General features: G+C 71.8%; 18 protein-coding genes and 1 pseudogene. 8 read left to right on the forward strand and 11 right to left on the reverse strand.

What is annotated here, in order from left to right; genetic code table 11:
* Positions 1-19: 19 nt before the first annotated feature.
* On the forward strand, positions 20-490 hold the full coding sequence (locus ACZ4FH_RS15725) for a hypothetical protein (protein ID WP_467305092.1): 471 nt from the start codon (positions 20-22) through the stop codon (positions 488-490).
* Between the two features lie 76 nt (positions 491-566).
* On the opposite strand, the gene ppc is transcribed toward ACZ4FH_RS15725, so the two are convergent.
* Positions 567-3296, reverse strand: a complete 2730-nt coding sequence (gene ppc, locus ACZ4FH_RS15730; RefSeq protein WP_467305094.1) for a phosphoenolpyruvate carboxylase — start codon at positions 3294-3296, stop codon at positions 567-569.
* Between the two features lie 339 nt (positions 3297-3635).
* Here ppc and ACZ4FH_RS15735 point away from each other — a divergent pair, with 339 nt between their 5' ends.
* The 4 genes from ACZ4FH_RS15735 to ACZ4FH_RS15750 all read left to right on the forward strand — a co-directional run bounded on the left by ACZ4FH_RS15735 (position 3636) and on the right by ACZ4FH_RS15750 (position 9108).
* Positions 3636-4616 (forward strand): acyl-CoA desaturase, encoded by a 981-nt coding sequence (locus ACZ4FH_RS15735; protein WP_467305096.1) that lies wholly within the window; start codon positions 3636-3638, stop codon positions 4614-4616.
* A complete protein-coding gene (locus ACZ4FH_RS15740) occupies positions 4613-5299 on the forward strand; it encodes a TetR/AcrR family transcriptional regulator (RefSeq protein WP_383649153.1) in 687 nt (228 codons plus the stop codon). The genes ACZ4FH_RS15735 and ACZ4FH_RS15740 overlap by 4 nt, the downstream gene beginning before the upstream one ends.
* Positions 5300-5583: 284 nt before the next feature.
* Positions 5584-7248 carry an FG-GAP repeat domain-containing protein gene (locus tag ACZ4FH_RS15745; protein WP_467305379.1) on the forward strand — a complete coding sequence of 555 codons (1665 nt, stop codon included), beginning with the start codon at positions 5584-5586 and terminating at the stop codon, positions 7246-7248.
* 78 nt (positions 7249-7326) lie between these two features.
* Positions 7327-9108 carry an FG-GAP repeat domain-containing protein gene (locus ACZ4FH_RS15750; RefSeq protein ID WP_467305097.1) on the forward strand — a complete coding sequence of 594 codons (1782 nt, stop codon included), beginning with the start codon at positions 7327-7329 and terminating at the stop codon, positions 9106-9108.
* A 37-nt stretch (positions 9109-9145) separates the two neighbouring features.
* Here the strand turns inward: ACZ4FH_RS15750 and ACZ4FH_RS15755 are convergent, their stop codons facing one another.
* Positions 9146-9529, reverse strand: coding sequence for a VOC family protein (locus tag ACZ4FH_RS15755; RefSeq protein WP_467305098.1), 384 nt, complete (start codon positions 9527-9529; stop codon positions 9146-9148).
* Complete coding sequence (locus ACZ4FH_RS15760; protein ID WP_467305099.1) at positions 9530-10324, reverse strand: trans-aconitate 2-methyltransferase; 795 nt, start codon at positions 10322-10324, stop codon at positions 9530-9532.
* 147 nt (positions 10325-10471) lie between these two features.
* Between ACZ4FH_RS15760 and ACZ4FH_RS15765 the strand changes: the two genes are divergently transcribed.
* Positions 10472-10969 carry a MarR family winged helix-turn-helix transcriptional regulator gene (locus ACZ4FH_RS15765; protein WP_467305101.1) on the forward strand — a complete coding sequence of 166 codons (498 nt, stop codon included), beginning with the start codon at positions 10472-10474 and terminating at the stop codon, positions 10967-10969.
* Here ACZ4FH_RS15765 and ACZ4FH_RS15770 read toward each other — a convergent pair.
* Positions 10928-11719 carry a LuxR C-terminal-related transcriptional regulator gene (locus ACZ4FH_RS15770; RefSeq protein ID WP_467305380.1) on the reverse strand — a complete coding sequence of 264 codons (792 nt, stop codon included), beginning with the start codon at positions 11717-11719 and terminating at the stop codon, positions 10928-10930. The two genes, ACZ4FH_RS15765 and ACZ4FH_RS15770, sit on opposite strands and share 42 nt — an antisense overlap.
* A 280-nt stretch (positions 11720-11999) precedes the next feature.
* Here ACZ4FH_RS15770 and ACZ4FH_RS15775 point away from each other — a divergent pair.
* Positions 12000-12437 (forward strand): annotated as a pseudogene (locus ACZ4FH_RS15775) (GNAT family N-acetyltransferase); the annotation flags it as partial.
* Positions 12438-12460: 23 nt separating this feature from the next.
* On the opposite strand, the gene galK reads toward ACZ4FH_RS15775, so the two are convergent.
* From galK to ACZ4FH_RS15795, 4 genes are all read right to left on the reverse strand, one after another.
* A complete protein-coding gene (galK, locus tag ACZ4FH_RS15780) occupies positions 12461-13627 on the reverse strand; it encodes a galactokinase (RefSeq protein WP_467305102.1) in 1167 nt (388 codons plus the stop codon).
* The gene (gene galE, locus ACZ4FH_RS15785; protein WP_467305103.1) at positions 13624-14604 is read right to left on the reverse strand and encodes a UDP-glucose 4-epimerase GalE; all 981 of its coding nucleotides are present in this window, start codon (positions 14602-14604) and stop codon (positions 13624-13626) included. The genes galK and galE overlap by 4 nt, the downstream gene beginning before the upstream one ends.
* Positions 14601-15644, reverse strand: coding sequence for a galactose-1-phosphate uridylyltransferase (gene galT, locus ACZ4FH_RS15790; RefSeq protein ID WP_467305104.1), 1044 nt, complete (start codon positions 15642-15644; stop codon positions 14601-14603). Before galT ends, galE begins: the two co-directional genes overlap by 4 nt.
* 133 nt (positions 15645-15777) lie before the next feature.
* The gene (locus ACZ4FH_RS15795; protein ID WP_385111276.1) at positions 15778-16473 is read right to left on the reverse strand and encodes a helix-turn-helix transcriptional regulator; all 696 of its coding nucleotides are present in this window, start codon (positions 16471-16473) and stop codon (positions 15778-15780) included.
* A 212-nt stretch (positions 16474-16685) separates the two neighbouring features.
* On the opposite strand from ACZ4FH_RS15795, the gene ACZ4FH_RS15800 reads away from it, so the two are divergent.
* Entirely contained in the window at positions 16686-17132 is a 447-nt protein-coding gene (locus ACZ4FH_RS15800) for a hypothetical protein (RefSeq protein ID WP_383646705.1), read from the forward strand.
* 71 nt (positions 17133-17203) lie between these two features.
* Here ACZ4FH_RS15800 and ACZ4FH_RS15805 read toward each other — a convergent pair whose 3' ends face one another.
* From ACZ4FH_RS15805 to ACZ4FH_RS15815, 3 genes are all read right to left on the reverse strand, one after another.
* Positions 17204-19132 carry an outer membrane protein assembly factor BamB family protein gene (locus tag ACZ4FH_RS15805; RefSeq protein ID WP_467305107.1) on the reverse strand — a complete coding sequence of 643 codons (1929 nt, stop codon included), beginning with the start codon at positions 19130-19132 and terminating at the stop codon, positions 17204-17206.
* A gap of 67 nt (positions 19133-19199) precedes the next feature.
* Positions 19200-21062 carry an outer membrane protein assembly factor BamB family protein gene (locus ACZ4FH_RS15810; protein ID WP_467305108.1) on the reverse strand — a complete coding sequence of 621 codons (1863 nt, stop codon included), beginning with the start codon at positions 21060-21062 and terminating at the stop codon, positions 19200-19202.
* 278 nt (positions 21063-21340) lie between these two features.
* Positions 21341-22006 carry a TetR/AcrR family transcriptional regulator gene (locus ACZ4FH_RS15815; protein ID WP_467305110.1) on the reverse strand — a complete coding sequence of 222 codons (666 nt, stop codon included), beginning with the start codon at positions 22004-22006 and terminating at the stop codon, positions 21341-21343.
* Between the last annotated feature and the right edge of the window lie 193 nt (positions 22007-22199).

The following is a 22199-nucleotide window of genomic DNA, read 5'->3' on the forward strand; positions in this document are numbered from 1 at the left end:
TGGCCAAGGATCGGCGTCCATGAAGCGCAGCTCCTCCCTCCGTGTCCTGTCGTACGCCCGTGGTGCGGCGGTCCTCTGTGTTGTGGCGTTGTTGCTGGTGGCGGGGGTGTGGTCGTCGTGGGACTCGGCGCATCACATCGTGCTGTCGAAGGGGCGCGAGCACGGGACGATGACGGTGACGGGGTGCGGGGAGGAGGTCTGTACGGGGCCGTTCGCTCCGTCGGAGGGGGCCGCGGCGCGGTCCCGGGTGACGATCGACCAGTCCGTGGCGGCCCGTAAGGGTGATCGTTTCTCCGTGGTGGTGCGGCCGGGTACGGACGAGGTGGTGCGGACCGGGACGGCCGGTTTTCTGCATGCCTGGGTGCCGTTGGGCGGGGCACTGGTGCTGGCGGCGCTGGTGATCGGCGGGGGGCTGCGGTGGACCCGGGTGGCCTGGGGTGCGGGGGCCGCGGGCGGGGCGCTGCTGCTGGCGTCGTTCATCGCCTTGTGAGGAAGGCGGTCGTCGTACGGGAAGGGGCCCGTCGTCCGGTGCGGACGGCGGGCCCCTTCGTGCGGTGCGGGTGGGGTCAGCCGGTGTTGCGCAGTCCGGCGGCGACTCCGTTGACGGTGAGCAGCAGGGCGCGGGAGAGGAGCGGGTCGGCTTCCTCGCCGGCTTCCGCGGCGCGGCGCTGGCGGGCGAGCAGGGAGACCTGGAGGTAGGAGATCGGGTCCAGGTAGGCGTCGCGGATGGCGAAGGTCTGCTGGAGGACCGGGCTGGTGTCGAGCAGTTCGGTGGAGCCGGTGACCTTGAGGACTTCGCTGACGGTCAGGGCGTGCTCGGCCTCGATGGCGTCGAAGACGTGCTTGAGCTCGTCGGGGACGAGGGTGTCGACGTAGTGCCGGGCGATGCGCAGGTCGGTCTTGGCGAGGGTCATCTCCACGTTGGAGAGGAAGTTCCGGAAGAAGTGCCAGTGCTCGTGCATTTCTTCGAGGACGCTGTCGAGGCCGGCTTCGCGCAGGGCCTTGAGGCCGGAGCCGACGCCGTACCAGCCGGGGACGATCTGGCGGGACTGGGTCCAGCCGAAGACCCACGGGATGGCGCGGAGTCCGTCGAGGGAGACGCCGGAGCCGGGGCGGCGGGAGGGCCGGGAGCCCAGGTGCAGGTCGGCGAGCTGGTCGACGGGGGTGGAGGCGAGGAAGTAGGACGGCAGGTCCGGGTCCTCGACGAGGGTGCGGTAGGCGGCGTGGGCGGCGTCGGAGACGGTGTCCATGGCCGCGTCCCAGCGGGCCAGGGCCTCGTCGGACTGGCGGGGCGCGGTGTGCAGGGCGGAGGCCTGGAGGGTGGCCGCGACGGTCAGTTCCAGGTTCTCGCGGGCGAGCGCGGGGATGAGGTACTTGTCGGAGATGACCTCGCCCTGCTCGGTGACCTTGATCTCGCCCTCCAGGGTGCCCCAGGGCTGGGCGAGGATGGCGTCGTGGGAGGGGCCGCCGCCGCGGCCGACGGTGCCGCCGCGGCCGTGGAAGAGGCGCAGGCGTACGCCGTAGCGGTGGGCGACGTCGCGGAGCCGGCGCTGGGCGCGGTGGATCTCCCACTGGGAGGTGGTGATGCCGCCGAACTTGGAGGAGTCGGAGTAGCCGAGCATGACCTCCTGGACGTCGCCGCGCAGGGAGACGAGGCGCCGGTAGGAGGGGTCGGCGAGCATCTCGTCGAGGATGGTGTCGGCGGCGCGCAGTTCGTCGGTGGTCTCCAGGAGCGGCACGATGCCGATCTTGGCCCAGCCGGCGTGGAGGTCGAGGAGGCCGGCCTCGCGGGCGAGGACGGCGGCGGCGAAGACGTCGTCGGCGCCCTGGCACATCGAGATGATGTAGGACTCGATGACTTCGGGGCCGAAGCGCTCGAAGGCTTCGCGGATGGTGTGGAAGACGCCGAGGGTCTTCTCGCCGGCGGCGTCGAGGGGGGCCGGGGTGGGGGCGAGGGGGCGGCGGGAGCGGAGTTCCTTGGCGAGGAGCTTCTGCCGGTAGTCGCGGGGCATGTCGGCGTAGCGCCAGGACTCCTCGCCGAGGCGGTCGAAGAGCTGGCCGAGCGTGTGGTGGTGGGCGTCGGCGTGTTCGCGGACGTCCATGGTGGCGAGCTGGAGGCCGAAGGCGGTGAGGGTGCGGATGGTGCGGTCCATCCGGCCGTCGGCGACGATGCCGGCCTTGTGGGCGCGCAGCGAGGTCTGGATGAGGGCCAGGTCGGTGATCAGCTCGGCGGTGCCGAGGTAGTCGCAGCCGGGGCGGTGGGGGGTGCCGGCGGCGAGGCGTTCGCGGGTGTTGACGAGCTTCTGGCGGATGCAGGTGGCCTTGAGGCGGTAGGGCTCCTCGGCGTTCAGCCGCTTGTAGCGGGGGCTGATCTCGGGGAGGGCGTCCAGGTCCGCGCGGAGCGAGGCGAGGAGTTCGTCGGTGGCGCCGGTGTAGCGGATGGAGTTGGAGAGGAGTCCGCGCAGCTGGTCGACGAGTTCGAGGGCGTCGGTGATGCCGTGCTCGTGCTGGAGGATCAGGACGTCCCAGGTGACGGCGGGGGTGACGTTGGGGTTGCCGTCGCGGTCGCCGCCGATCCAGGTGCCGAAGGTGAGCGGGCGGGTGCCCGCGGGCAGCTCGACGCCGACGCGTTCCAGTTCGGCGGCGAGGTCCTCCAGGACGTCGCCGACGGCGTTGGCGTGGAGTTCGTCGAGGTAGTAGATGGCGTTGCGGGCTTCGTCGGCCGGCTCGGGGCGGACGACGCGCAGTTCGTCGGTCTGCCAGATGAGGTCGATGTTCTCGGCGAGGCGGACGTCCTGGCGGCGGCGGTCGGCCTCGATGACCGGGGTGTCCAGGAGTTCGGCGATGCGGCGGAGCTTGTTGAGCACGGAGCGCCGGGCGGCCTCGGTGGGGTGTGCGGTGAAGACGGGCCGCACGTTGAGGTTCCGGACCGTCTCGCGCAGGTGCTCGGGGTCGGCGTCCTTGAGCCGGTCGGCGGTGCGGGCGAGGAGGCCGCCCTCGGCGGAGCGGCGGTCGCGCATCTCGTGGGCGCGGTGGACCTGCTCGGTGACGTTGGCGAGGTGGAAGTAGGTGGAGAAGGCGCGCACGAGGCGGGCGGCGGTCTCCAGGTCGGTGTCGCCGAGGAGTTCGGCGGCGGCCTCGCCGTCGGTGCGGGTCAGGGCGCGGACGCGCTCGACGAGGTCGAGGAGTTCCGGTCCCTCCTGGCGCACCAGGGTCTCGCCCAGCAGGTCGCCGAGGCGGCGGATGTCGGCGCGCAGCTCGGGGCTGGCGGCGGGGGTCTGGTCGGCACTGCTCACAGTGTGCGGCTCCTTGCAGTGGTTGAGCACGGGGTCCGGGGCCCTCGGCGGCTGCGGTGCCGACGCGACCCCGGAGAAGCAGGGTGCGGACCGCGCTGTCCGACCTCTCCAGGATAGGTGTCCGTGCTGTCGGTGCTGTTCGCGCCCCGAACGGCCGCTTCCGGGGGATCGGCCGAACGCAGGTGCGCGGGTGTCCCCTACCCCGAACGGGGCGCGTCCGTGCCCCCGCCTCGTCCTCTCGTGTGGCGGGCGTTCGCGCTGCCATACTTACGACGCCGTAGGTTACGGAACCGTAGCCTCGGTGTCCGCTCGCATTCCTACCCTCAGGGGACTCCCCAAATGAATCCCAGCCCCGAAGTGATCGAGGCCGCCCCCGCGGCCGGCGGTCAGGCTCCTCCCCCCGCCACGCTCGGCGGGGACAACAAGCGGTCGATCGAGCAGATCGCGCTCCTGCTGTTCATCGTCGTGCCGTTCGTGGCGCTGGTCGCGGCGGTGCCGCTGGCCTGGGGCCGCGGGGTGAGCTGGCTCGATCTGGGCCTGATGGTGGTGATGTACTTCATCGGCTGCCACGGGATCACGATCGGTTTCCACCGGTACTTCACCCATGGCTCGTTCAAGGCGAAGCGTCCGCTGCGGATCGCCCTGGCCGTGATGGGGTCGATGGCGGTGGAGGGCCCGCTGGTGCGGTGGGTGGCCGATCACCGCAAGCACCACCGGTTCTCGGACGCGGAGGGCGATCCGCATTCGCCGTGGCGGTTCGGTGAGACGCTGCCGGCGCTGATGAAGGGCCTGTGGTGGGCCCACATCGCATGGATGTTCGACGAGGAGCAGACGCCGCAGCAGAAGTACGCCCCCGATCTGGTGCGCGATCCGGTGATCCGGGGGATCTCGCGGCACTTCGTGTCGTTCACGGTCCTGTCGCTGGCGATCCCGCCGCTGGTGGGCGGTCTGGTGACGATGTCCTGGTGGGGCGCGGCCACGGCGTTCTTCTGGGGGTCGCTGGTGCGCGTGGCGCTGCTGCACCATGTGACCTGGTCGATCAATTCCATCTGCCACGCGGTCGGCAAGCGTCCCTTCAAGTCCCGTGACCGCTCCGGGAACGTGTGGTGGCTGGCGGTGCTGTCGTGCGGCGAGTCCTGGCACAACCTGCACCACGCCGATCCGACGTGTGCCCGGCACGGGGTGATGCGCGGTCAGATCGATTCGAGTGCCCGTTTCATCCGCTGGTTCGAGCAGCTGGGCTGGGCGCACGACGTGCGCTGGCCGGACGCCGCCCGGATCGAGTCCCGGCGCCACCCCGCGCGGGCCGACGCGGCATGATTGACGACGTGGCGACCGAATCGAGTGCAGGCAGCGAGAACACCCGTTCCCCTTCGACCCGGCGGGCCCGCCGGGTGCGGATGACCGGGAAGGAACGCCGCGAGCAGTTGCTCGACATCGGTCGCACGCTCTTCGCCGACAAGGGCTTCGAGGGCACGTCGGTGGAGGAGATCGCCTCCCGCGCGGGGGTGTCCAAGCCGGTGGTGTACGAGCACTTCGGCGGCAAGGAGGGGCTGTACGCGGTCGTGGTCGACCGGGAGATGCGCCAGCTCCTGGACATGGTGACGGGGGCACTGACCGCCGGGCACCCGCGCGAGCTGCTGGAGCAGGCCGCGTTCGCGCTGCTGGACTACATCGAGACGTACACGGACGGGTTCCGGATCCTGGTGCGCGATTCGCCGGTCGCCCAGTCGACCGGCACCTTCGCCTCGCTGATCAGCGATATCGCCACCCAGGTCGAGGACATCCTGGGTCTGGAGTTCAAGGCCCGGGGCTTCGATCCGAAGCTGGCCCCGCTCTACGCGCAGGCGCTCGTGGGCATGGTGGCGCTGACCGGCCAGTGGTGGGTGAACGCCCGCAAGCCGAAGAAGTCGGAGGTCGCCGCCCATCTGGTGAACCTGGCCTGGCACGGGCTGGAGAACCTGGAGTCCAAGCCCCGGCTGATCGGGCACCGCAAGAGCTGAGCGGCGGGGCCGGGAAGCGGTTCGCCGCGGGATTCCCGGCCCGCCGTACATCGTTTACTCCTAAAGCACTTCTTTCCCTGTGTGCACAGTTGTAGAGTCTGTGAACATCCCGGGAATGCCTCAGTGCGCATGTCACGCATGAGTCCAGGCATTTCTCCCGGTTCCACCACGTAACCCCTGGGGGGGCTTTGACTTCTGTGGAACCCGGCCGTCTCGTCGTGCCCGCGCGCCGGAAGCGCGCGGGCCGGATCGCGGCCTGCACCGCCCTCGTTCTCTCGGCCGGCATGCTGCTGGCCGCCCCGGCCTCGGCCGATGACACCCGGTCGCCGCGCACCGCGGTCGACCAGCCCGCGCCCGTGCTCGGGCAGCTGCCGTCCCTGACGCTCCCGAAGCACCCCGCGGCACGCTCCTCGCGCGCCTCCGGCGTCGCGGGCGCCGACGCCGCCGCCGTCCCGGCCAAGCCGCGGCTCGACGTGGACGACGACGGCTACAGCGACACCATGTACCGCGGCATCGACGGCAATCTGTACGTCGAGCCGTCGACCGGCGCCGAGGGTCACCCGTACACGATCAACGGCGACTACGAGGAGCTGTACAAGGACATCGTCGCCCCCGGCGACCTGGACGGGGGCGGGCGCCCCGAGTTCCTGACCCTGTCCGCGACCGGCACCCTCTCGCTCTTCCAGAGCTGGGGCGCCGACTCCACCGGCTACGCCACCTGGTCCGGCAAGGGCTGGAACATCTACAACAAGCTGGTCGGCCCCGGCGACGTGAACGGCGACGGACGCGGCGACCTGCTGGCCCGTACGCCGGCCGGCGAGCTGTACCTGTACATCAGCAACGGCGCCGTCGAGAGCAACCCCTTCAAGTCCCGTGTCCTGGTGGGCAAGGGCTGGGGCGCCTACGACCAGTTGGTCGGCGCGAACGACGTGACCGGGGACGGCATCGCCGACCTCTTCGCCCGCACGCCCGCCGGTGAGCTGTACTTCTACGCCGGTACCGGCGACGTCTCCAAGCCCTTCGCCAAGGCCGCCAAGGTCGGCAAGGGCTGGAACATGTACAACCAGATCATCGGCATCGACGACGCCAACGGGGACGGGCTCGGCGACGTCATCGCCCGTACGCCGGCCGGCGCGATGTACTACTACGAGTCGACGGGCGTGGGCAGCTTCCTCACCCGTACGGGCGGCGGCAGCGGCTGGAACGGCGCCTCGCTGTTCGTCGGCGCCGGCGGCAACCCGGACTTCGGCAAGAACGAGATGCTGGGCCTGGACACCAAGGGCAGGCTGTTCTGGTACTACCCGTTGAACAACGGGCTGCTCTCCGCCCGCCAGCAGGTCGGCGACAAATTCGGCGGGGCCAACCTCACCTTCGCGTCCTCGTTCGACAAGGACGGCGCCGCCGAGCTGATGGAGCTCTACGCGGGCACCCTCTACAACGGCAACAACATCATCGGCAAGGGCTGGGGCGTCTACAACGCGCTGGTCGGCCCCGGCGACCTCAGCGGCGACGGCAAGGGCGACCTGCTGGCCCGCGACCGCTCCGGCTACCTCTACCTGTACAAGGGCAACGGCGCGGGCACCGCCTTCGCCTCCCGGATCAAGGTGGGCGGCGGCTGGGGCGCGTACAACAAGCTGGTCGGCGCCGGTGACTACACCGGGGACGGCCGCACCGACCTGCTGGCCCGCACCCCGGGCGGCACGCTGTACCTCTACCCCGGCACCGGGGTGGCGACCAAGCCGTTCGGCTCGCGGATCACCGTGGGCAACGGCTGGGGCACCTACAAGAAGCTCGCCGCGCCCGGCGACATCAACGGCGACGGCAAGGCCGACCTCCTCGGCGCCGACGCCAAGGGCGACCTCTACCGCTACACCTCCACCGGCACCGGGAAGTTCACGGCGCGGGCGCGGGTCGGCGGCGGCTGGAACACGTACGTCAACCTGTACTGATCCACAATCGGCCCGTGGGGCCCCGCCGCGCACCCGGTGCGCGGCGGGGCCCCACGGGTCCGTATCCCAGGGGGGACTTTGACTTCTACGACTTCCACGGGCAGCACCCGTCGTCCGGCGCGCTCCCGGCGCGCGGGCCGGATCGCGGCCTGCACCGCTCTCGTTCTCTCGGCCGGCATGCTGCTGGCCGCCCCGGCCTCGGCCGACGGACCGTCGTCGCGGCACGCGGTGACGGAACGTTCCGCCGCCTCGGCCCCGCGACCGGTGCTGAACCTGCCCGAGCCCACCGCCGCCGGCCGCAAGGCCGCCGCCGAGGAGGGAGCCGGCGCCGCCGCCGCGGTGAAGCCGCGGGCGGACTTCGACGGCGACGGCCGCTCCGACCTGATCTACCGGGACTACGCCTCCGACCTGCTCGTCTCGCCGAGCGGCGCCGGCGGGGAGCGGGCCTTCGACATCCCCGGCAAGGTGCCCTCGGCGTTCAAGGACATCATCCCGGTCGGCGACCAGAACGGGGACGGGGTCGCGGACCTGCTGACCCTGTCGCCGTACGGCTCGCTGACCTTCCGCGCGGGCACCTCGATCGCCGGCACCGGCGCCGCCGGCTGGACCGGCAAGGGCTGGCAGATCTACAACAAGGTCCTCTCCCCCGGTGACCTCACCGGCGACGGCCGCGCCGACCTGCTGGCCCGCACCCCCGAGGGCGAGCTGTACCTCTACCCGGCGACCGGCAACACCGCCACCTCGCCGTTCGCCTCCCGGATCCTCATCGGCAAGGGCTGGGACAGATACGACCAGCTCATCGGGGCGAACGACGTCAACGGGGACGGTATCGCCGACCTCTACGGGCGGACCGTCTCGGGCGATCTGTACTTCTACACGGGCACGGGCTCGACGCAGCGGGTGTTCGACGCTGTGGAGGGGCGGGTCGGCCACGGCTGGAAGATCTACAACCAGGTCATCGGCACCGACGACCTGGACGGCGACGGCCGGGGCGATCTGGTCGGGCGCGCGGTCAACGGCGACGTCTACGTCTACCTGTCCACGGCCAACGGCGAGCTGAAGGCCCGGACGGCCGGCGGGACCGGGCTGAACTCGGCCTCGCACCTCGCCGGGGCGGGCGGCAACCCGGACTTCGGCAAGAACGACCTGCTCGGCCTCGACACCAAGGGCACGCTCTGGGCGTACTGGTCGCTGAACAACGGCAAGCTGAGCGCCCGCGACCAGCTGAGCGACACCGGCGGCTGGAAGGGCGCCAAGCCCTTCAACGCCTCCTCGCTCAACGAGAACGCCCTGGTCGACCTGATGGAGCTCCACGACGGCGGCATCTACAACTACAGCTACGCGCCGGGCACCCCGCCCCGGATCAGCACCGGCTGGACCGGCTTCACGGCCGTGTTCGGCCCCGGCGACCTCACCGGCGACGGCAAGGGCGACCTGCTGGGCCGCGACAAGAGCGGGGTGCTCTACCTCTACCCGGGCAACGGCACCGGCAGCGGTTTCTCGTCCCGGATCCGGGTCGGCGGCGGCTGGAACGCGTACACGGTCGTGATCGGCGCCGGTGACTTCACCGGGGACGGCCGCACCGACGTGCTGGCCCGCGACAAGGGCGGCGTGCTCCGGATGTACCGGGGCACGGGCGACAAGTACCGCCCCTTCCTCTCGCCGTTCCCGGTGGGCGGCGGCTGGAACACGTACACCAAGCTGGCCGCGCCCGGTGACCTCACCGGCGACGGCAAGGCCGACCTGGTGGGCGTCGACCGCAACGGAAGCCTCTGGCTCTACATCTCGAACGGCCAGGGGCAGTTCACCAAGCCGGTCCGGCTCGGCGGCGGCTGGAACACGTACTCGATCCTGAACTGATCGATCCTTCCGCACACGTCGGTCCCCCGGGGCCCCGTCACCGGTCCTCCGGTGCCGGGGCCCCGTCCGGTTCCAGGAACTCCAGGCGGTTGCCGGCCGGGTCGTGGCTGTAGAAGCGGCGGTGTCCGGGCAGGTTCCCGTCCCAGACCACCTCGGCCCCGCGTTCGGCCAGCCGCGCCGCGTACGCCTCGATGCCCGTGACGCGCAGGCCGGGGTGGGCCTTGCGGGCCGGGCGGAAGTCCGCCTCGACGCCCAGGTGCAGCTGGACCGGTCCGGCGGCGAACCAGCAGCCGCCCCGGGCCGCCAGGACCGGCGGCTTGGGGATCTCCGTCATGCCGAGGACCCCCGTGTAGTAGGCGCGCAGCGCCTCCTCGGAGCCTTCGGGGGCGGCCAGCTGGACATGGTCGAGTGCGGTGATCATCTACTTCTCCCGGTGGCAGACGGCGAAGATCCGGCGGAACGGGAAGACCGTGCCGTGCGGGCCCGCCGGGTAGGCGGTGCGCAGCAGCTCACGGTAGTCGGCGAGGAAGGCGTCCCGGGCCTCCTCGTCGTCGGCCAGGGCGGTGAGGACCGGGCGCAGTCCGGTGCCCCTGACCCAGTCGAGGACCGGGTCGGGGCCGGTCAGCAGGTGGAGGTAGGTGGTCTCCCAGACGTCGGCGGTGCGGCCGGGGCCGGTGAGCCGGCCGAGGTAGCCGGCCGGTTCGAGGACGGCGTCGGCGTGGCGGAGCACTCCGCCGAGGCGGGAGCGCCAGCGCGGGGAGCCGGCGAGGTCGCGCATCAGGGCGTGCGAGGGCTGGTCGAAGTTGCCGGGGACCTGGAGGGCGAAGGTGCCGCCGGGGGTGAGCGCGTCCAGCCAGTCGGGGAAGCGGGCGGCGTGGCCGGGGACCCACTGGAGCAGGGCGTTGGAGACGATCAGGTCGTGCGGCTCGTCGGGGGTCCATGTCGCGGCGTCGGCCTCGGCGAAGTCGAGCCGGGCGGTGGCGTGGGCGCGGGCCCGCTCCAGCATCTGCGGGGAGGTGTCGTAGCCGGTGATCCGGGCGGTGGGCCAGCGGGCGGCGAGCAGGGCGGTGACGTTGCCCGCGCCGCAGCCGAGGTCGGCGATGCGGGGAGGGTCCCCGGGGAGCGGGGGGATCCGGGCGAGCAGATCGTGGAAGGGGCGGGTGCGGTGGTCCGCGTGGCGCAGGTACTGCTGCGGATCCCAGAGGGGTGCGGTCATGGGTCCAGGGTCGGCCGCATGTATCTCGATGTCAAGAGACTCGCCATCAAGACACTCATGCTCAAGGAATTCAGTATTGAGAAACTTCTGGTCAAGAGACTTGGATTCAAGAGACTTCATGTCGACAGACCAACTACACTGATCCACATGGAGGACGAGGTCGACCGACTGGTCGCTGCATGGCGCCGTGAGCGCCCCGACCTCGACGTGGAACCACTCGAGGTCCTCAGCCGCGTCTCCCGCCTGGCCCGCCATCTCGACCGGGCCCGCCGCATCGCCTTCGCCGAGCACCAGCTCGAACCGTGGGAGTTCGACGTCCTCACGTCGCTGCGCCGCGCCGGCGCCCCGTACCAGCTCTCCCCCGGTCAGCTGCTCACCCAGACCCTGGTCACCTCGGGCACGATGACCAACCGTATCGACCGGCTGACCAAGAAGAACCTGGTCGAGCGGCTCCCCGACCCCAACGACCGCCGGGGCGTCCTGGTCCGGCTGACCGCCGAGGGCCGCGACAAGGCCGATCAGTCGCTGGCCGGGCTGCTCGCCCAGGAGCGGGCCATCCTCGGCGAGCTGTCCCGTCGGCAGCGTGGCGAACTGGCCGGTCTGCTACGCCAGTTGACCGCCCCGTTCGACAACATCCCCGGCTAGCGGGGCCTGCTCCAGATCGACCGGGCCGACCCCGGCCCGCCGGGCCAGCGCCACCGCGGCCAGCGTGGAGTGCACTCCCAGCTTCCCCAGCACGTTCTGCATGTGCGTACGCACCGTGTGCGGGGAGAGGAAGAGCCGCTCCGCCACCGCCTTGCGGCCCAGCCCCGCCACCATGCAGCGCAGCACCTCGCGCTCGCGCGGGGTCAGCGACTCGACCAGCTCCTCGCTCTCGGTGCGGTGCTTGCGGTCCGCCATCAGCTCCCGCAGCACCCCGGTGAGCAGGGCGGGCGGCAGATGCGTCTCGTCGCGCAGCACCCCGCGGATCACCGCGAGCAGCCGTTGCAGCGAACTGTCCTTGGCGACCCAGCCGCAGGCACCGGCCTGGAGGGCGAGCGCCGCCCGGCGCGGGTCGTCCTTCTCGGCGAGCACCACCGTGCGCACCGAGGGCCGCAGCGAGCGGACCCCGGCCACCAGGGAGAGGCCGTCGACCAGCCCGTTCTCCCCGCTGTCGGGGGCGGGCACCGGGACCGGGCCGGTGGCCCCGGGCGGGTTCAGGATGCCCAGTTCGGCGTCGACGAGGAGGACGTCGTAGCAGCGCCCCTCGGCGGCGGCCCGGTCCAGACAGCGCAGGGCGGCCGGACCGCTGCCGGCCGCGGCCACGTCGACGTCGGGCTCGGCGGCGAGTGCCGCGGCGAGCGACTCGGCGAAAATGCGGTGGTCGTCGACCACGAGAACCCGGATACGGACCACAGGCACCCCCATGCTGTGCGCTCTGGGGTGCCGACGCGGCCCACCCCCCGGCGGGGCCGGACCGGCACGGATACGACGCCCGGAGCGGGGAGCTGGTCCGCGGTCCACGGCCGCCGCCGTGTGGTGTGACCGCCCTCCGCCCGGACGCCGTATCCGGCTGTCTCGTACCCCTGAATCAGCACCGGCCCCCACCGGTGCTGAGCATCAGGGTACGGGTGGGGGCGTGCGGCGGAAGGGAATTCACAGAACTGACCGGCTGGACGCCCCTAGGGTGGGGTTCATGTTCCGTCTTGAGACAGAAGTGGACAAAGAACGACGTCGGCTGCTGCACAGCCGGCTGCGCGACGACAACACCGCGCGCTCGCCCCGGATCCGCGCGCTGCGTGACACCCCCGCCGCGCACGAGGTCCCGCTGGAGATCTGGGCGCTGGACGGGCAGGGGCGGATCGCCGCCGGGCTGGCCGGTCATGTCTGGGCGCACTGGCTCCATGTCGACCTGCTCTGGGTCGACGCCCGGCACCGCTCGGCCGGTCTGGGCTCCCGGCTGCTCGACGAGGCGGAGCGGCGGGCGCGCGAGGAGCACGACTGCGGCCGCTCGCGGGTGGAGACCTGGGACTTCCAGGCCCCGGACTTCTACCGGGCCCGGGGCTACGAGGTGGCCGGGCGGGTGGTGGACTACCCGCCCGGCATCACCGAGTTCACGCTGGTCAAGGAGCTGGCCGGACCGGCTCCCCGGACGGCTCAGACGAGCCGGCGGGCACCCGCGGACGGCACGGCCGGGAAGATGCCGGGGGCCGCGTAGCCCGCGGCGGCGAAGGCCTCCCGGACGGACTTCTCGACGGTGTCGGCCCGGTCCTCCTCCACCAGCACGACCGCCGAGCCGCCGAAGCCGCCGCCGGTCATCCGGGCGCCGAGCGCACCGGCCGCGTTCGCCGTTTCGACCACCAGGTCCAGTTCCGCGCAGGAGACCCGGAGGTCGTCGCGGAGCGAGAGGTGTCCGGCGGTGAGGACCGGTCCGGCCGCGCGCACGTCACCGGCGTCCAGCAGGGCGATGACCTGCTCCACCCGCTGGTTGTCGCCGACCACATGGCGGACGTAGCGCACCACGGACTCGTCCGTGCCCGCTTCGGCGAGCCGTCCGAGCGCCGCGTCCAGGTCCTCGTACGGGAGGTCGCGCAGCGCGGGTATGCCCAGCAGGCGGGCGCCCTCCTCGCAGCCGGCCCGCCGCTCGGCGTAGGCGCCGTCGCCGAGCGCGTGCTGGACGCGGGTGTCGACGACCAGGAGGCTCAGCCCCCGGGCGGCCAGGTCGAAGGGGACCTGGCGGCGGCCGAGGTCGCGGGTGTCCAGGTGCAGTGCGTGGCCCTCGGTGCAGCAGGCGGACGCCATCTGGTCCATGACCCCGCAGGGGACGCCGACGAAGGCGTTCTCCGCGCGCTGGGCCAGGACCGCCAGTTCGGCGTGGTCCAGACCGAGGCCGAAGAGGTCGTTCAGGGCCAGCGCGGTCACCACTTCGAGGGCGGCGGACGAGGAGAGCCCGGCACCGGTGGGGACGGTGGAGGAGAGCTGGATGTCGGCGCCGGTGACCGTGTGCCCGGCCTCGCGCAGCGCCCAGACGACCCCGGCCGGGTAGGAGGCCCAGCCGTGGCCCTGGCCGGGGGCCAGCGCGTCGACGCGCAGGCTCACCACGCCGCCCGGCACATCGGTGGAGTGCAGCCGCAGCTCGCCGTCGGTGCGGCGGGCGACGGCGGCGCGCGCGGTGTGCGGGAGGGCGAGCGGCATCACGAAGCCGTCGTTGAAGTCGGTGTACTCGCCGATCAGGTTGACCCGGCCGGGTGCGGCCCAGATCCCCTCGGGCGCGCTCCCGTACAGCTCGGTGAAGGAGGCGGTCAGCTCAGCGTGGTCGGTCATGGTGCGGTGGGCTCCTCTCGGCGGGCGAACGTCCAGGCGTCGGAGACGATTCCGGCCAGGTCGGCGCGGGACGGCCGCCAGCCGAGCCGCTCCCTGGCGGTGGCGGCGGAGGCGACGAGGACGGCCGGGTCGCCGCCGCGGCGCGGGGCCGCGGTCTCGGGGACGGGGTGGCCGGTGACCTCGCGGACCGTCTCGATGACCTCGCGGACCGAGAAGCCGTTGCCGTTGCCGAGGTTGCAGATCAGGTGCTCGCCGGGGGTGGCGGCGTCGAGGGCCAGCAGATGGGCCTCGGCGAGGTCGGCGACGTGGATGTAGTCGCGGACGCAGGTGCCGTCCGGGGTCGGGTAGTCGTCGCCGTAGACGGAGATGGACTCCCGCTGCCCGAGGGCGACCTGGAGCACCAGCGGGATGAGGTGGGACTCGGGGCTGTGCCGCTCGCCGCAGTCGCCGTAGGCCCCGGCCACGTTGAAGTAGCGCAGGGAGACGGCGGCCAGGCCGTGGGCGGCGGCCTCTCCGCCGATCATGTGGTCGACGGCGAGCTTGGTGGCGCCGTAGGGGCTGGTGGGGGCGGTGGGGTCGGTCTCGGTGAGGAGGCTGGAGACCGGTTCGCCGTAGGTGGCGGCGGTGGAGGAGAAGACCAGGGTGCGCACCCCGGCGTCGCGCATGGCGGCGAGCAGGGCGGTGGAGCCGCCGACGTTGTTGACCCAGTACTTCTCCGGGTCGGTGACGGACTCGCCGACCTGGGAGTACGCGGCGAAGTGCAGCACCCCGTCGTAGGAGGAGTCGAGCCACTTCGCGGCGTCCTGGATGCGGCCCTCGATGAAGTCGGCGCCGGCCGGGACGCCCTCGCGGAAGCCGGTGGAGAGGTCGTCGAGGACGGTGACGGTGTGGCCGGCCTCCAGCAGGTGCTGGGCGACCACACTGCCCACATAACCCGCACCACCGGTCACCAGGTACTTCTTCGGGCTCTTGCTCACTGGCTCGCTACCTCTCGCAGTCGCTGGGCCGCGGTCTCCGGCGGCACGTCGTTGATGAACACGCTCATGCCGGATTCGGAACCCGCGAGGAACTTCAGCTTGCCGGAGGTGCGTCGGATGGTGAAAAGCTCCAGATGGAGTCCGAAGTCATCCCGTCCCTCGACCCCGAACGGTGCCTGGTGCCAGGCGGAGATGTACGGGGTGGGCGGCTCGCCGGGGCCGAAGATCCGGTCGAATCGCCTCAAGAGTTCCAGATAGACCTGTGGGAACTCCGTGCGGGCCGCCTCGTCGAGGAACCGCAGGTCGGGGACGCGGCGGCGGGGGTAGAGGTGGACCTCGTACGGCCAGTGGGCCGCGTACGGGACGAAGGCCACCCAGTGTTCGGCGGCGAGCACGATCCGCGAGCCGTCGGCCTCCTCGCGGGCGAGCACGTCGTCGAAGAGGTTGCCGCCTGTCTCGGCGCGGTGGGCGGCGGCCGAGTGGAGCATCAGCCTTGTGCGCGGGGTGACGAAGGGGTAGCCGTAGATCTGGCCGTGCGGGTGGCCGAGGGTGACGCCGATCTCGGCGCCCCGGTTCTCGAAGCAGAACACCTGGGTGACCTGCGAGAGCCCGGCGAACTCGGCGGTGCGGTCGGTCCAGGCCTCCAGGACCAGCCCGGCCTGCTCCTCGGTGAGGTCGGCGAAGGACGCGCTGTGGTCCGAGGTGAAGCAGACGACCTCGCAGCGGCCGGAGTCACCGGCCAGCGAGGGGAAGCGGTTCTCGAAGACGGCGACGTCGTAGCCGGTGTCCGGGATCTCGCTGAGGCGGTCCCCGGACGAGGGGCAGAGCGGGCACTCGTCGGCCGGCGGGTGGTAGGTGCGTCCCTGGCGGTGCGAGGCGATGGCGACGCTGTCGCCGAGCAGCGGATCGCGGCGGACCTCGGAGGAGGTCGAGACGGCGTCGAGCGGACGCCGGTCGACGGCGTCGCGGACGGTGTCGTCGCGGCTGTCGTAGTAGATCAGCTCCCGGCCGTCGGCGAGCGTCGTAACCGTCTTCTTCACCGGACTCCTCCCAAACAGAACCGAACACAATGAACCACAAAGCAACAGACCAGTCAATGCGGCGGCGCATGCGTCGGAGGCGTACGGCACGGCCGTACGCCTGGAGTGGAGGATCAGCGGGTCGGGGCCCCGGTCAGGCCGTGGGGTCCGGGCCCCTCGGGGCCTCCCGCACCGCCCGGTCGAGCAGTCCGGTGCGCGCGGCCAGCGCGGCCGCCTCCAGCCGGGAGCCGACCCCCAGCTTCATCAGCACCCGCTGCACATGGGTGCGGGCGGTGCTCGGCGCGATCCGCATCCCGGCCGCGATCAGCCGGGTGTCCTCGCCCTCGGCGACCCGGACCAGGACCTCGACCTCGCGCGGGGTGAGCATCCCGAGCAGCCGGCGGCCCTCGTCGTCGGGCTGCGCCGCCGGGTTGAGCAGTTCGGCGAAGGCGCCCTGGAGGAGCTGGGGCGCGATCGCGGCCTCACCGGCGCGGGCCTTGACCATGGCGCGTTCGACGCCCTCGATGCGCTCGTCGTGGCGGACGTATCCGGCGGCGCCCGCGGCGAAGGCGGCGGCGATGCCGCGCGGGCTGGGCACCGGGCCGAGGACCACCACGGCGATCTGCGGCCGTGCCTGCCGGATCCGGGCGACCGGATCGAAGGTGCCGGGCTCGGCCGGGGCCGCCGTACCGAAGAGACAGACCTCGGGCGACCTGCTGATCACCAGCTCGGCCGCGCCCGAGGCGGGCGCGGCGGCGGCGAGCACCCGGTGCCCGCGCAGTTTCAGCGCCGAGGCCAGCGCCTCCGCGAGCAGTCGGTGGTCGTCGACCACCATCAGCCGCACGCCCATCGGGCACTCCCCCTCACGCCGTCAGACCCCCCGGCCCGCCACAGACCCGGCAAGTTACACGCTTGTTCGAGGCCGCGGGCCGGTTCGCCGGGAGAACGACCGAGACAGGCGACTTCCTGTGCGTTCAGGGCGAGTTGATGTCCCCGTATGGCCGAATACCCGCTGTTGTACCCTGCACGCTGACTGAATTCCGACCACCTTCCAGGAGAATCGTGCGTCTGAAGAAGACTCTGCTCACCGCCGCCGCCGCGTGCCTCGCGCTGGCCGGTCCCGCGTTCACCGGATCCGCCTCCGCCGCCGTGCAGTTCACCGAGGCGTCCGTGTCGACCACCTGGGGCTACGCGGAGGTGAAGGCCGACTGGCGGCTCAACCCGTACCAGCTCAACCCGCTGTACCTGTACGTGAAGGACACCAAGGCCGACGGCCACGGCGTGGGCGTGCGGCTGGTGACGCGGGGCGACGCCGGGACGCACTACTTCCCGATCCACCGGGTCTCCACCGGGGCCGGCACCGCGTGGTCGGACACGACCTACGCCAACCCGGGCGGCTGGATCTCCTCCGCGTACATCCAGCTCTGCCAGATGGAGGGGACGACGATCCTGGGCTGCACCAACTCCAAGATCATGTACCCGCCGTTCGACGACAGCAGCGCGAGCTGACGGCCCGCGGCCGCGGACATGCGTGAGGGGGTGGAGCCGGCCGGCTCCACCCCCTCACGCGTGCGCGCCGGTCAGCTCGTGCCGAACGCGACGACCAGGTACTCCTTGTCGCCCAGCGAGCTCTCCCGGGGCTTGCTGATCATCGTCTCCGAGATGTACAGCCGCCCGTTGGTGTAGCGGTACTCGGCGTAGTCCGTGGAGAAGCTGGTCTCCGCGTCCCGGACGGACTCGTCGCTCGGGTTCTCCATCAGCACGGTCTGCTTGAACGTGGCGCCGTCGATGGAGACGACCTGCCCGCCCTTGTCGTAGGGGGGCACCTTGTACGCGATGATGTTGCCGCCGTCCATGCGCAGCGGGAACATCGTGTACCGCTCGCCCGCGTCGGCCCGGTCACTGGTCGGCTTGCCGGTGGTCAGGTCGAACGAGACGATCTCGTTGGTGTTGCCGTACTCGCCCGTGCCCTCGTGCTCCTCGGTGGGCAGGTAGAGCCGGTTGTTGCCGACGGCCAGCTGCTGGCAGGTCTCGACCTCCGTCGAGCCGCAGCGCGCCGCGTACTTCTCGCCGTCCGCCGCGATCCGGGTGAGCAGCTTGCCGGTGCTCGCGTCGATGGAGAAGAAGTCCGAGATCCCGCTGCCGTCACCGGCGGTGTCGCCGACGTCGGCGGCGACGACCAGCGGCTTGGTGGAGACGATGCTCGCGTACTCGACGCCGGGGGGCATCTTGTACGAGGACAGCGGCGCCCCGGTCGTCGGGTTCAGGGCCTGGATGACGAGCTGCGGATCGTCGTACGAACCGCACTTGCGGACCACGGCCAGGGCCTCGCCGCCGCCGTAGCCCTTGTCGTAGCAGCCGTCCGTGCTGACCTTCGGCTTCCAGCGCTCGGCGCCGGTGGCCAGGTCGAAGGCCGCGCCGCCGTCGGTGCCGCCGGCCGCGACGGTGGAGCCGCTGAGGGTGACCTCGTCGAAGCGGACCGGGCGGTCACCGGTGTTGGACGAGGTGACGCTCTTGCTCCACATGAGCTTGCCGGTGTTGAGGTCGATCGCGCCGACCTGGGTGCAGCTCTGGTACTTCTTCGCGGCGGTCCGCTTGCCCTCCTCGAAGGCGATGGCCGTCTTGAAGTCCTTGCTCATGTGCCGGGAGGCGGCGCAGAGCTGGCCGTCCAGCGGGATCGACCAGAGCTTGGTGCCCTTGGCGAGGTCGTAGCCGACGACCTCGTTGACGCCCGTCTTCACGTACGCCTTGTCGGTGATCCAGGAGCCGTCGACGGTGGTGACCTCGGTGACCTTGGGCTGCGGGAGCTGGAAGGCGACCGAGGACTTGGTGTTGGCCGGGGCCTTCTCCTTGCCGCCGCCCCCGATGCCGCCGCTCTCACCGCCCTTGTTCTCGCCGCCGGTGGTGCCGGCGGAGGTCTTGGCCTCGTCCTTCTTGTCATCGTCACCGCCGCTGGAGGCGAACCAGAGGCCGCCGCCGACGATCAGCACCACCGCGACCGCGGCGGCCACGATGATCTGCGCCTGGGTGGAGAACTTCTTGGGCCCGTTGGAGCCGGGCTGCGGCTGCTGCGGCTGCTGCATCGGCGTCGTCGGGTAGCCGTAGCCCTGCTGGGGCTGGGAGGGCGGGAAGCCGTAGCCGGGCTGCGGGGCCTGGCCCTGCTGCGGGTAGCCGTAGCCGGACCCGGGCTGCTGCGGCGGATAGCCGTAGCCGGGCTGCTGCTGCGGGGCGCCGTAACCGCCGGGGACGGTGGGCGGCGGGGTGCCGTAGCCGCCGGGGGCGGTGGGCGGGGGCGGGGTGCCGTAGCCGGGCTGCGGCTGCGGCGGGCCCGCCGGCGGCGGGGTGGCGGGCTGCTTGCCGAACGGGTCGGCGGGCGGCGGCGTCGGTGCGCCGAAGCCTCCGGGCGGCGGGTCCTGCGGGGCGCCGAAACCACCGGGCGGGGGGTCCTGCGGCGCGCCGAACCCGCCCGGGGACGGCTCGTTGGGCGGCGGCTGGGGCGGTTGCGTCATGGCGTGTGCGTACCTCGGGAGAAGCGGGAGGGAATCGGTCGGGGGCCGAACCGGTCGGCGGGAGGGGCTACTTGCCGAAGGCCATCATGGTCTTCGTCTCCAGCTCTTCCTTGTCGTTGCTCGCGCTGACCCGGCCGCTGGCGATGAACGAGCGGCCGTCCGCGTAGAGCACCTTCTCGTCCCAGAACGAACTCTCGATCGAGGACGTCGACTCCGGGTGCTGGAGCAGCATCTTCGGGCTGCCGCCGGTGGGTGCCAGGGTGGCGATGCCGCCGCCCTTGCCGTAGCCGGCGTCCACGTAGAGGAGCACGTCGGCGCCCTCCATCCGCAGCGGCTTCATGGTCTGGCCGGCCGGGGCCTTCGCCTTCCACTTCGACTTGCCGGTGTTGAGGTTGAAGGCGACGACCTGGTTGGTGCGGCCGGAGCCGCTGGTGTCGTCCTGGGTGGCCATGTAGAAGGTGTTGGCGTCGGCGGCGACGCCGGTGCAGCCGTCGAGGCGCTGACCGAAGATGGTGAAGGCGCCACCGCAGTCGGGGGCGAACTTGTCGCCCTTGTCGCCGATCAGCTGCGAGCGGAGCGTGCCGTTCTCGCGCAGGGCGACGATGCTCCACTTCTTGCTGTCGCCGCTGCCCTTGGTCAGCGACACGATGAGCGGGCTGTTCGAGTAGACCTTGTCGACCTCCCAGCCGCGGGCGGGCTTGTACGTCCACAGCGGCTTGCCGGTGGCGGGGTCGACGCGCTCGATCGCGTGCTGCGGGTTGTCGGCGTCGTCGGTGCGGCAGCTGGTCGCGGCGATCAGCCGGGCGCCGCCCGCGAAGGCGAAGGGCTGGCAGGTGCCGCTGCGCTTGCCGAACAGCTCCTTGCCGTCGCTGATCCGGTAGGCGTTGGAGGCGCCGGTGCGGCCGGCCGTCACGGTGTCGCCGGTGATGGCCATCGAGAGGTCCGACATCATGTCGAACAGGCCGCTCTTCTTGACCTCCTTCTTCCACCCCGTCTTCCCGGTGGTGAGGTCGATCTGCTGGAGCGTCGAGCAGTCGGCCTTGGAGGTGGTGCCGTTCTTGATCGCGATGACGATCGTGCCGGCGGTGGTGGTCTGCTGGGGCGCGGAGCAGATGTCGGCCGGCAGCTTGAGCTTCCACTTCTCCTTGCCGTCGGAGACCGCATAGCCGGAGACCGTGCGGTACATGCCCTTGACGACGGTGTCGCCGACGATCCACGGGCCGTACACGTCCGCGCCGTTGCGCGGCAGGTCGACGTCGTTCTTCTGGAGCCAGAGGACCTTCGCCTCACCGGACTTGCGTCCGGCGTTCAGGTCGTCGTCGCCGTCGCGGCCGGTGCCGTCGCCGTCGCCCTCGTCCACGCTCGGCGAGGCGGAGGGTCCGGCGGGCTGGCTGCTGCCCCCGGCGACGGGCTTCTTGTCGTCGCTGTCGTCGCCGCCGGTCAGCAGGAACACCCCGCCGCCGATCACCAGGAGCGCGGCGACCGCCGCGCCGATGATCACCGCGGGCTTGCCCTTGAAGGGGCCGCGTCCGCCGGGGACCTCGGGGACCGGGGCCGTGGGGTACTGCTGCTGCGGGTAGCCGTAGCCGCCCTGCGGCTGGCCGTACGGACCGGGCTGCTGGGGCTGGCCGTAGGGGCCGGGCTGCTGCGCGTACGGACCGGGCTGCTGGGGCTGGCCGTAGGGTCCCGGCTGCTGCGGCTGGCCGTACGGGCCGGGCTGCTGCGCGTACGGTCCCGGCTGCTGCGGCTGGCCGTAGAGGCCGGGCTGCTGGGGGTAGCCGTAACCGGGCCGGTCGGCCGGAGCCTGCGGCGGCGGGGCCGGCGGCGGCGTCTGCGGCGGGCCCTGGGGCGGCTGGGGGACCCCCTGCGGCGGCTCCTGCGGAGCGCCGAAGCCTCCCTGCGGCGGTTGCTGGCTGGGCGGCTGGGTCATCAGCGCGTCCCCCTTCGTGCGGTCCGGTGCCCGGTCCGGACTCCCCCGCGATCCCACCGCGGTCCCGGGGGCCGGCCAAGACCCCCTGAATCACTGGCGAAATGGAGCGAATCGGGCATGGATCCCGCAGTGTCACGACAGTCGAGCGGGGCTTCTTTCTACCACCCGCCCGACCACGCGTTCCGGCTCGGTCCACCCCTGTTCCCAAGGGAGAACCGGGCCGTGATGCCCTCGTTACGCCTAAATCTCCGTCAGGCCGACGCGGTGGGGCGCCTCGCTCAGGACGCCGGGGCCGCCGCCCGGTGCCGGGCCACGGCCGCTTCGCCCAGCGCGACCATCGCGTCGGTGAGGCGGTCCATCTGGGAGGCGACGGTGTACTCCGCCTCGGCCATGGCGGAGACGAAGGAGCCGTCGAAGGCCGCGATCGCGAAGACGGACAGCTCCTCGCCGACCGCGTGCGCGATCTCGGGACCCTCGTCCGCGAAGGCCGACGCGACCATCTCGCTCATATAGGCGCGGCCCTCGGCGCGCACGCTGCGGTTCATCGCCAGGACCTCCTCGTCGGCGGCCTCGTCGCTCATGACGAGCCGGACGTGGAGCCTGAGGAAGTCCGGCTTGGCGGTGAAGACCTCCGCCGTCCGGTCCATGAACCACGCCATCCGCTCGTGGTGGGTGCCGCCCTCGGGCGGCTCCGCGTGGGCCTCGCGCATCGCGCCGAAGTAGTCGCGGGCGCCCCGTTCCATCACGGCGGCGAGCAGTCCGCCCTTCGAGTGGAAGTGGTGGTAGATCGCGCTGCGCGGCATGCCGGTCTCGGCCGTGATCGCCGTGATCGTGGCCGCCGCGTATCCCCGTACGGCCATGACCCGGGCCGCCGCGTCGAGGATCTCCTCCTTGGAGCGTCGCCCGCGCTCGTTGCCGTTGGGGGCCTTCGATCCACGTCTCACCCGCCGATCATACGGGCCGCACTCCGGCCGGTCACACAGAGCGAAGAGTTGGCCGAACCCTTGACGCGCCCCCTTCCGCATGTGAACGTACGGATTATTGGACTGAACGATCGGTTCAATAATGCTCCTCCGGTCGCCTCCCGTGCGGTCCGGAGCCTCTTCCTCCCTGCCCCGGGGCCGGTACCGCCCCGGG

This window comes from Streptomyces sp. NPDC024555, assembly GCF_055559335.1.

Excerpts from the sequence above, each read along its gene's own strand:
- ACZ4FH_RS15725 (WP_467305092.1), top strand. The coding sequence starts at position 20 with ATGAAGCGCAGCTCCTCCCTCCGTGTCCTGTCGTACGCCCGTGGTGCG.
- ACZ4FH_RS15735 (WP_467305096.1), top strand. The coding sequence starts at position 3,636 with ATGAATCCCAGCCCCGAAGTGATCGAGGCCGCCCCCGCGGCCGGCGGT.
- ACZ4FH_RS15740 (WP_383649153.1), top strand. The coding sequence starts at position 4,613 with ATGATTGACGACGTGGCGACCGAATCGAGTGCAGGCAGCGAGAACACC.
- ACZ4FH_RS15745 (WP_467305379.1), top strand. The coding sequence starts at position 5,584 with ATGCTGCTGGCCGCCCCGGCCTCGGCCGATGACACCCGGTCGCCGCGC.
- ACZ4FH_RS15755 (WP_467305098.1), bottom strand. The coding sequence starts at position 9,529 with ATGATCACCGCACTCGACCATGTCCAGCTGGCCGCCCCCGAAGGCTCC.
- ACZ4FH_RS15760 (WP_467305099.1), bottom strand. The coding sequence starts at position 10,324 with ATGACCGCACCCCTCTGGGATCCGCAGCAGTACCTGCGCCACGCGGAC.
- ACZ4FH_RS15765 (WP_467305101.1), top strand. The coding sequence starts at position 10,472 with ATGGAGGACGAGGTCGACCGACTGGTCGCTGCATGGCGCCGTGAGCGC.
- galK (WP_467305102.1), bottom strand. The coding sequence starts at position 13,627 with ATGACCGACCACGCTGAGCTGACCGCCTCCTTCACCGAGCTGTACGGG.
- ACZ4FH_RS15795 (WP_385111276.1), bottom strand. The coding sequence starts at position 16,473 with ATGGGCGTGCGGCTGATGGTGGTCGACGACCACCGACTGCTCGCGGAG.
- ACZ4FH_RS15805 (WP_467305107.1), bottom strand. The coding sequence starts at position 19,132 with ATGACGCAACCGCCCCAGCCGCCGCCCAACGAGCCGTCCCCGGGCGGG.
- ACZ4FH_RS15810 (WP_467305108.1), bottom strand. The coding sequence starts at position 21,062 with ATGACCCAGCCGCCCAGCCAGCAACCGCCGCAGGGAGGCTTCGGCGCT.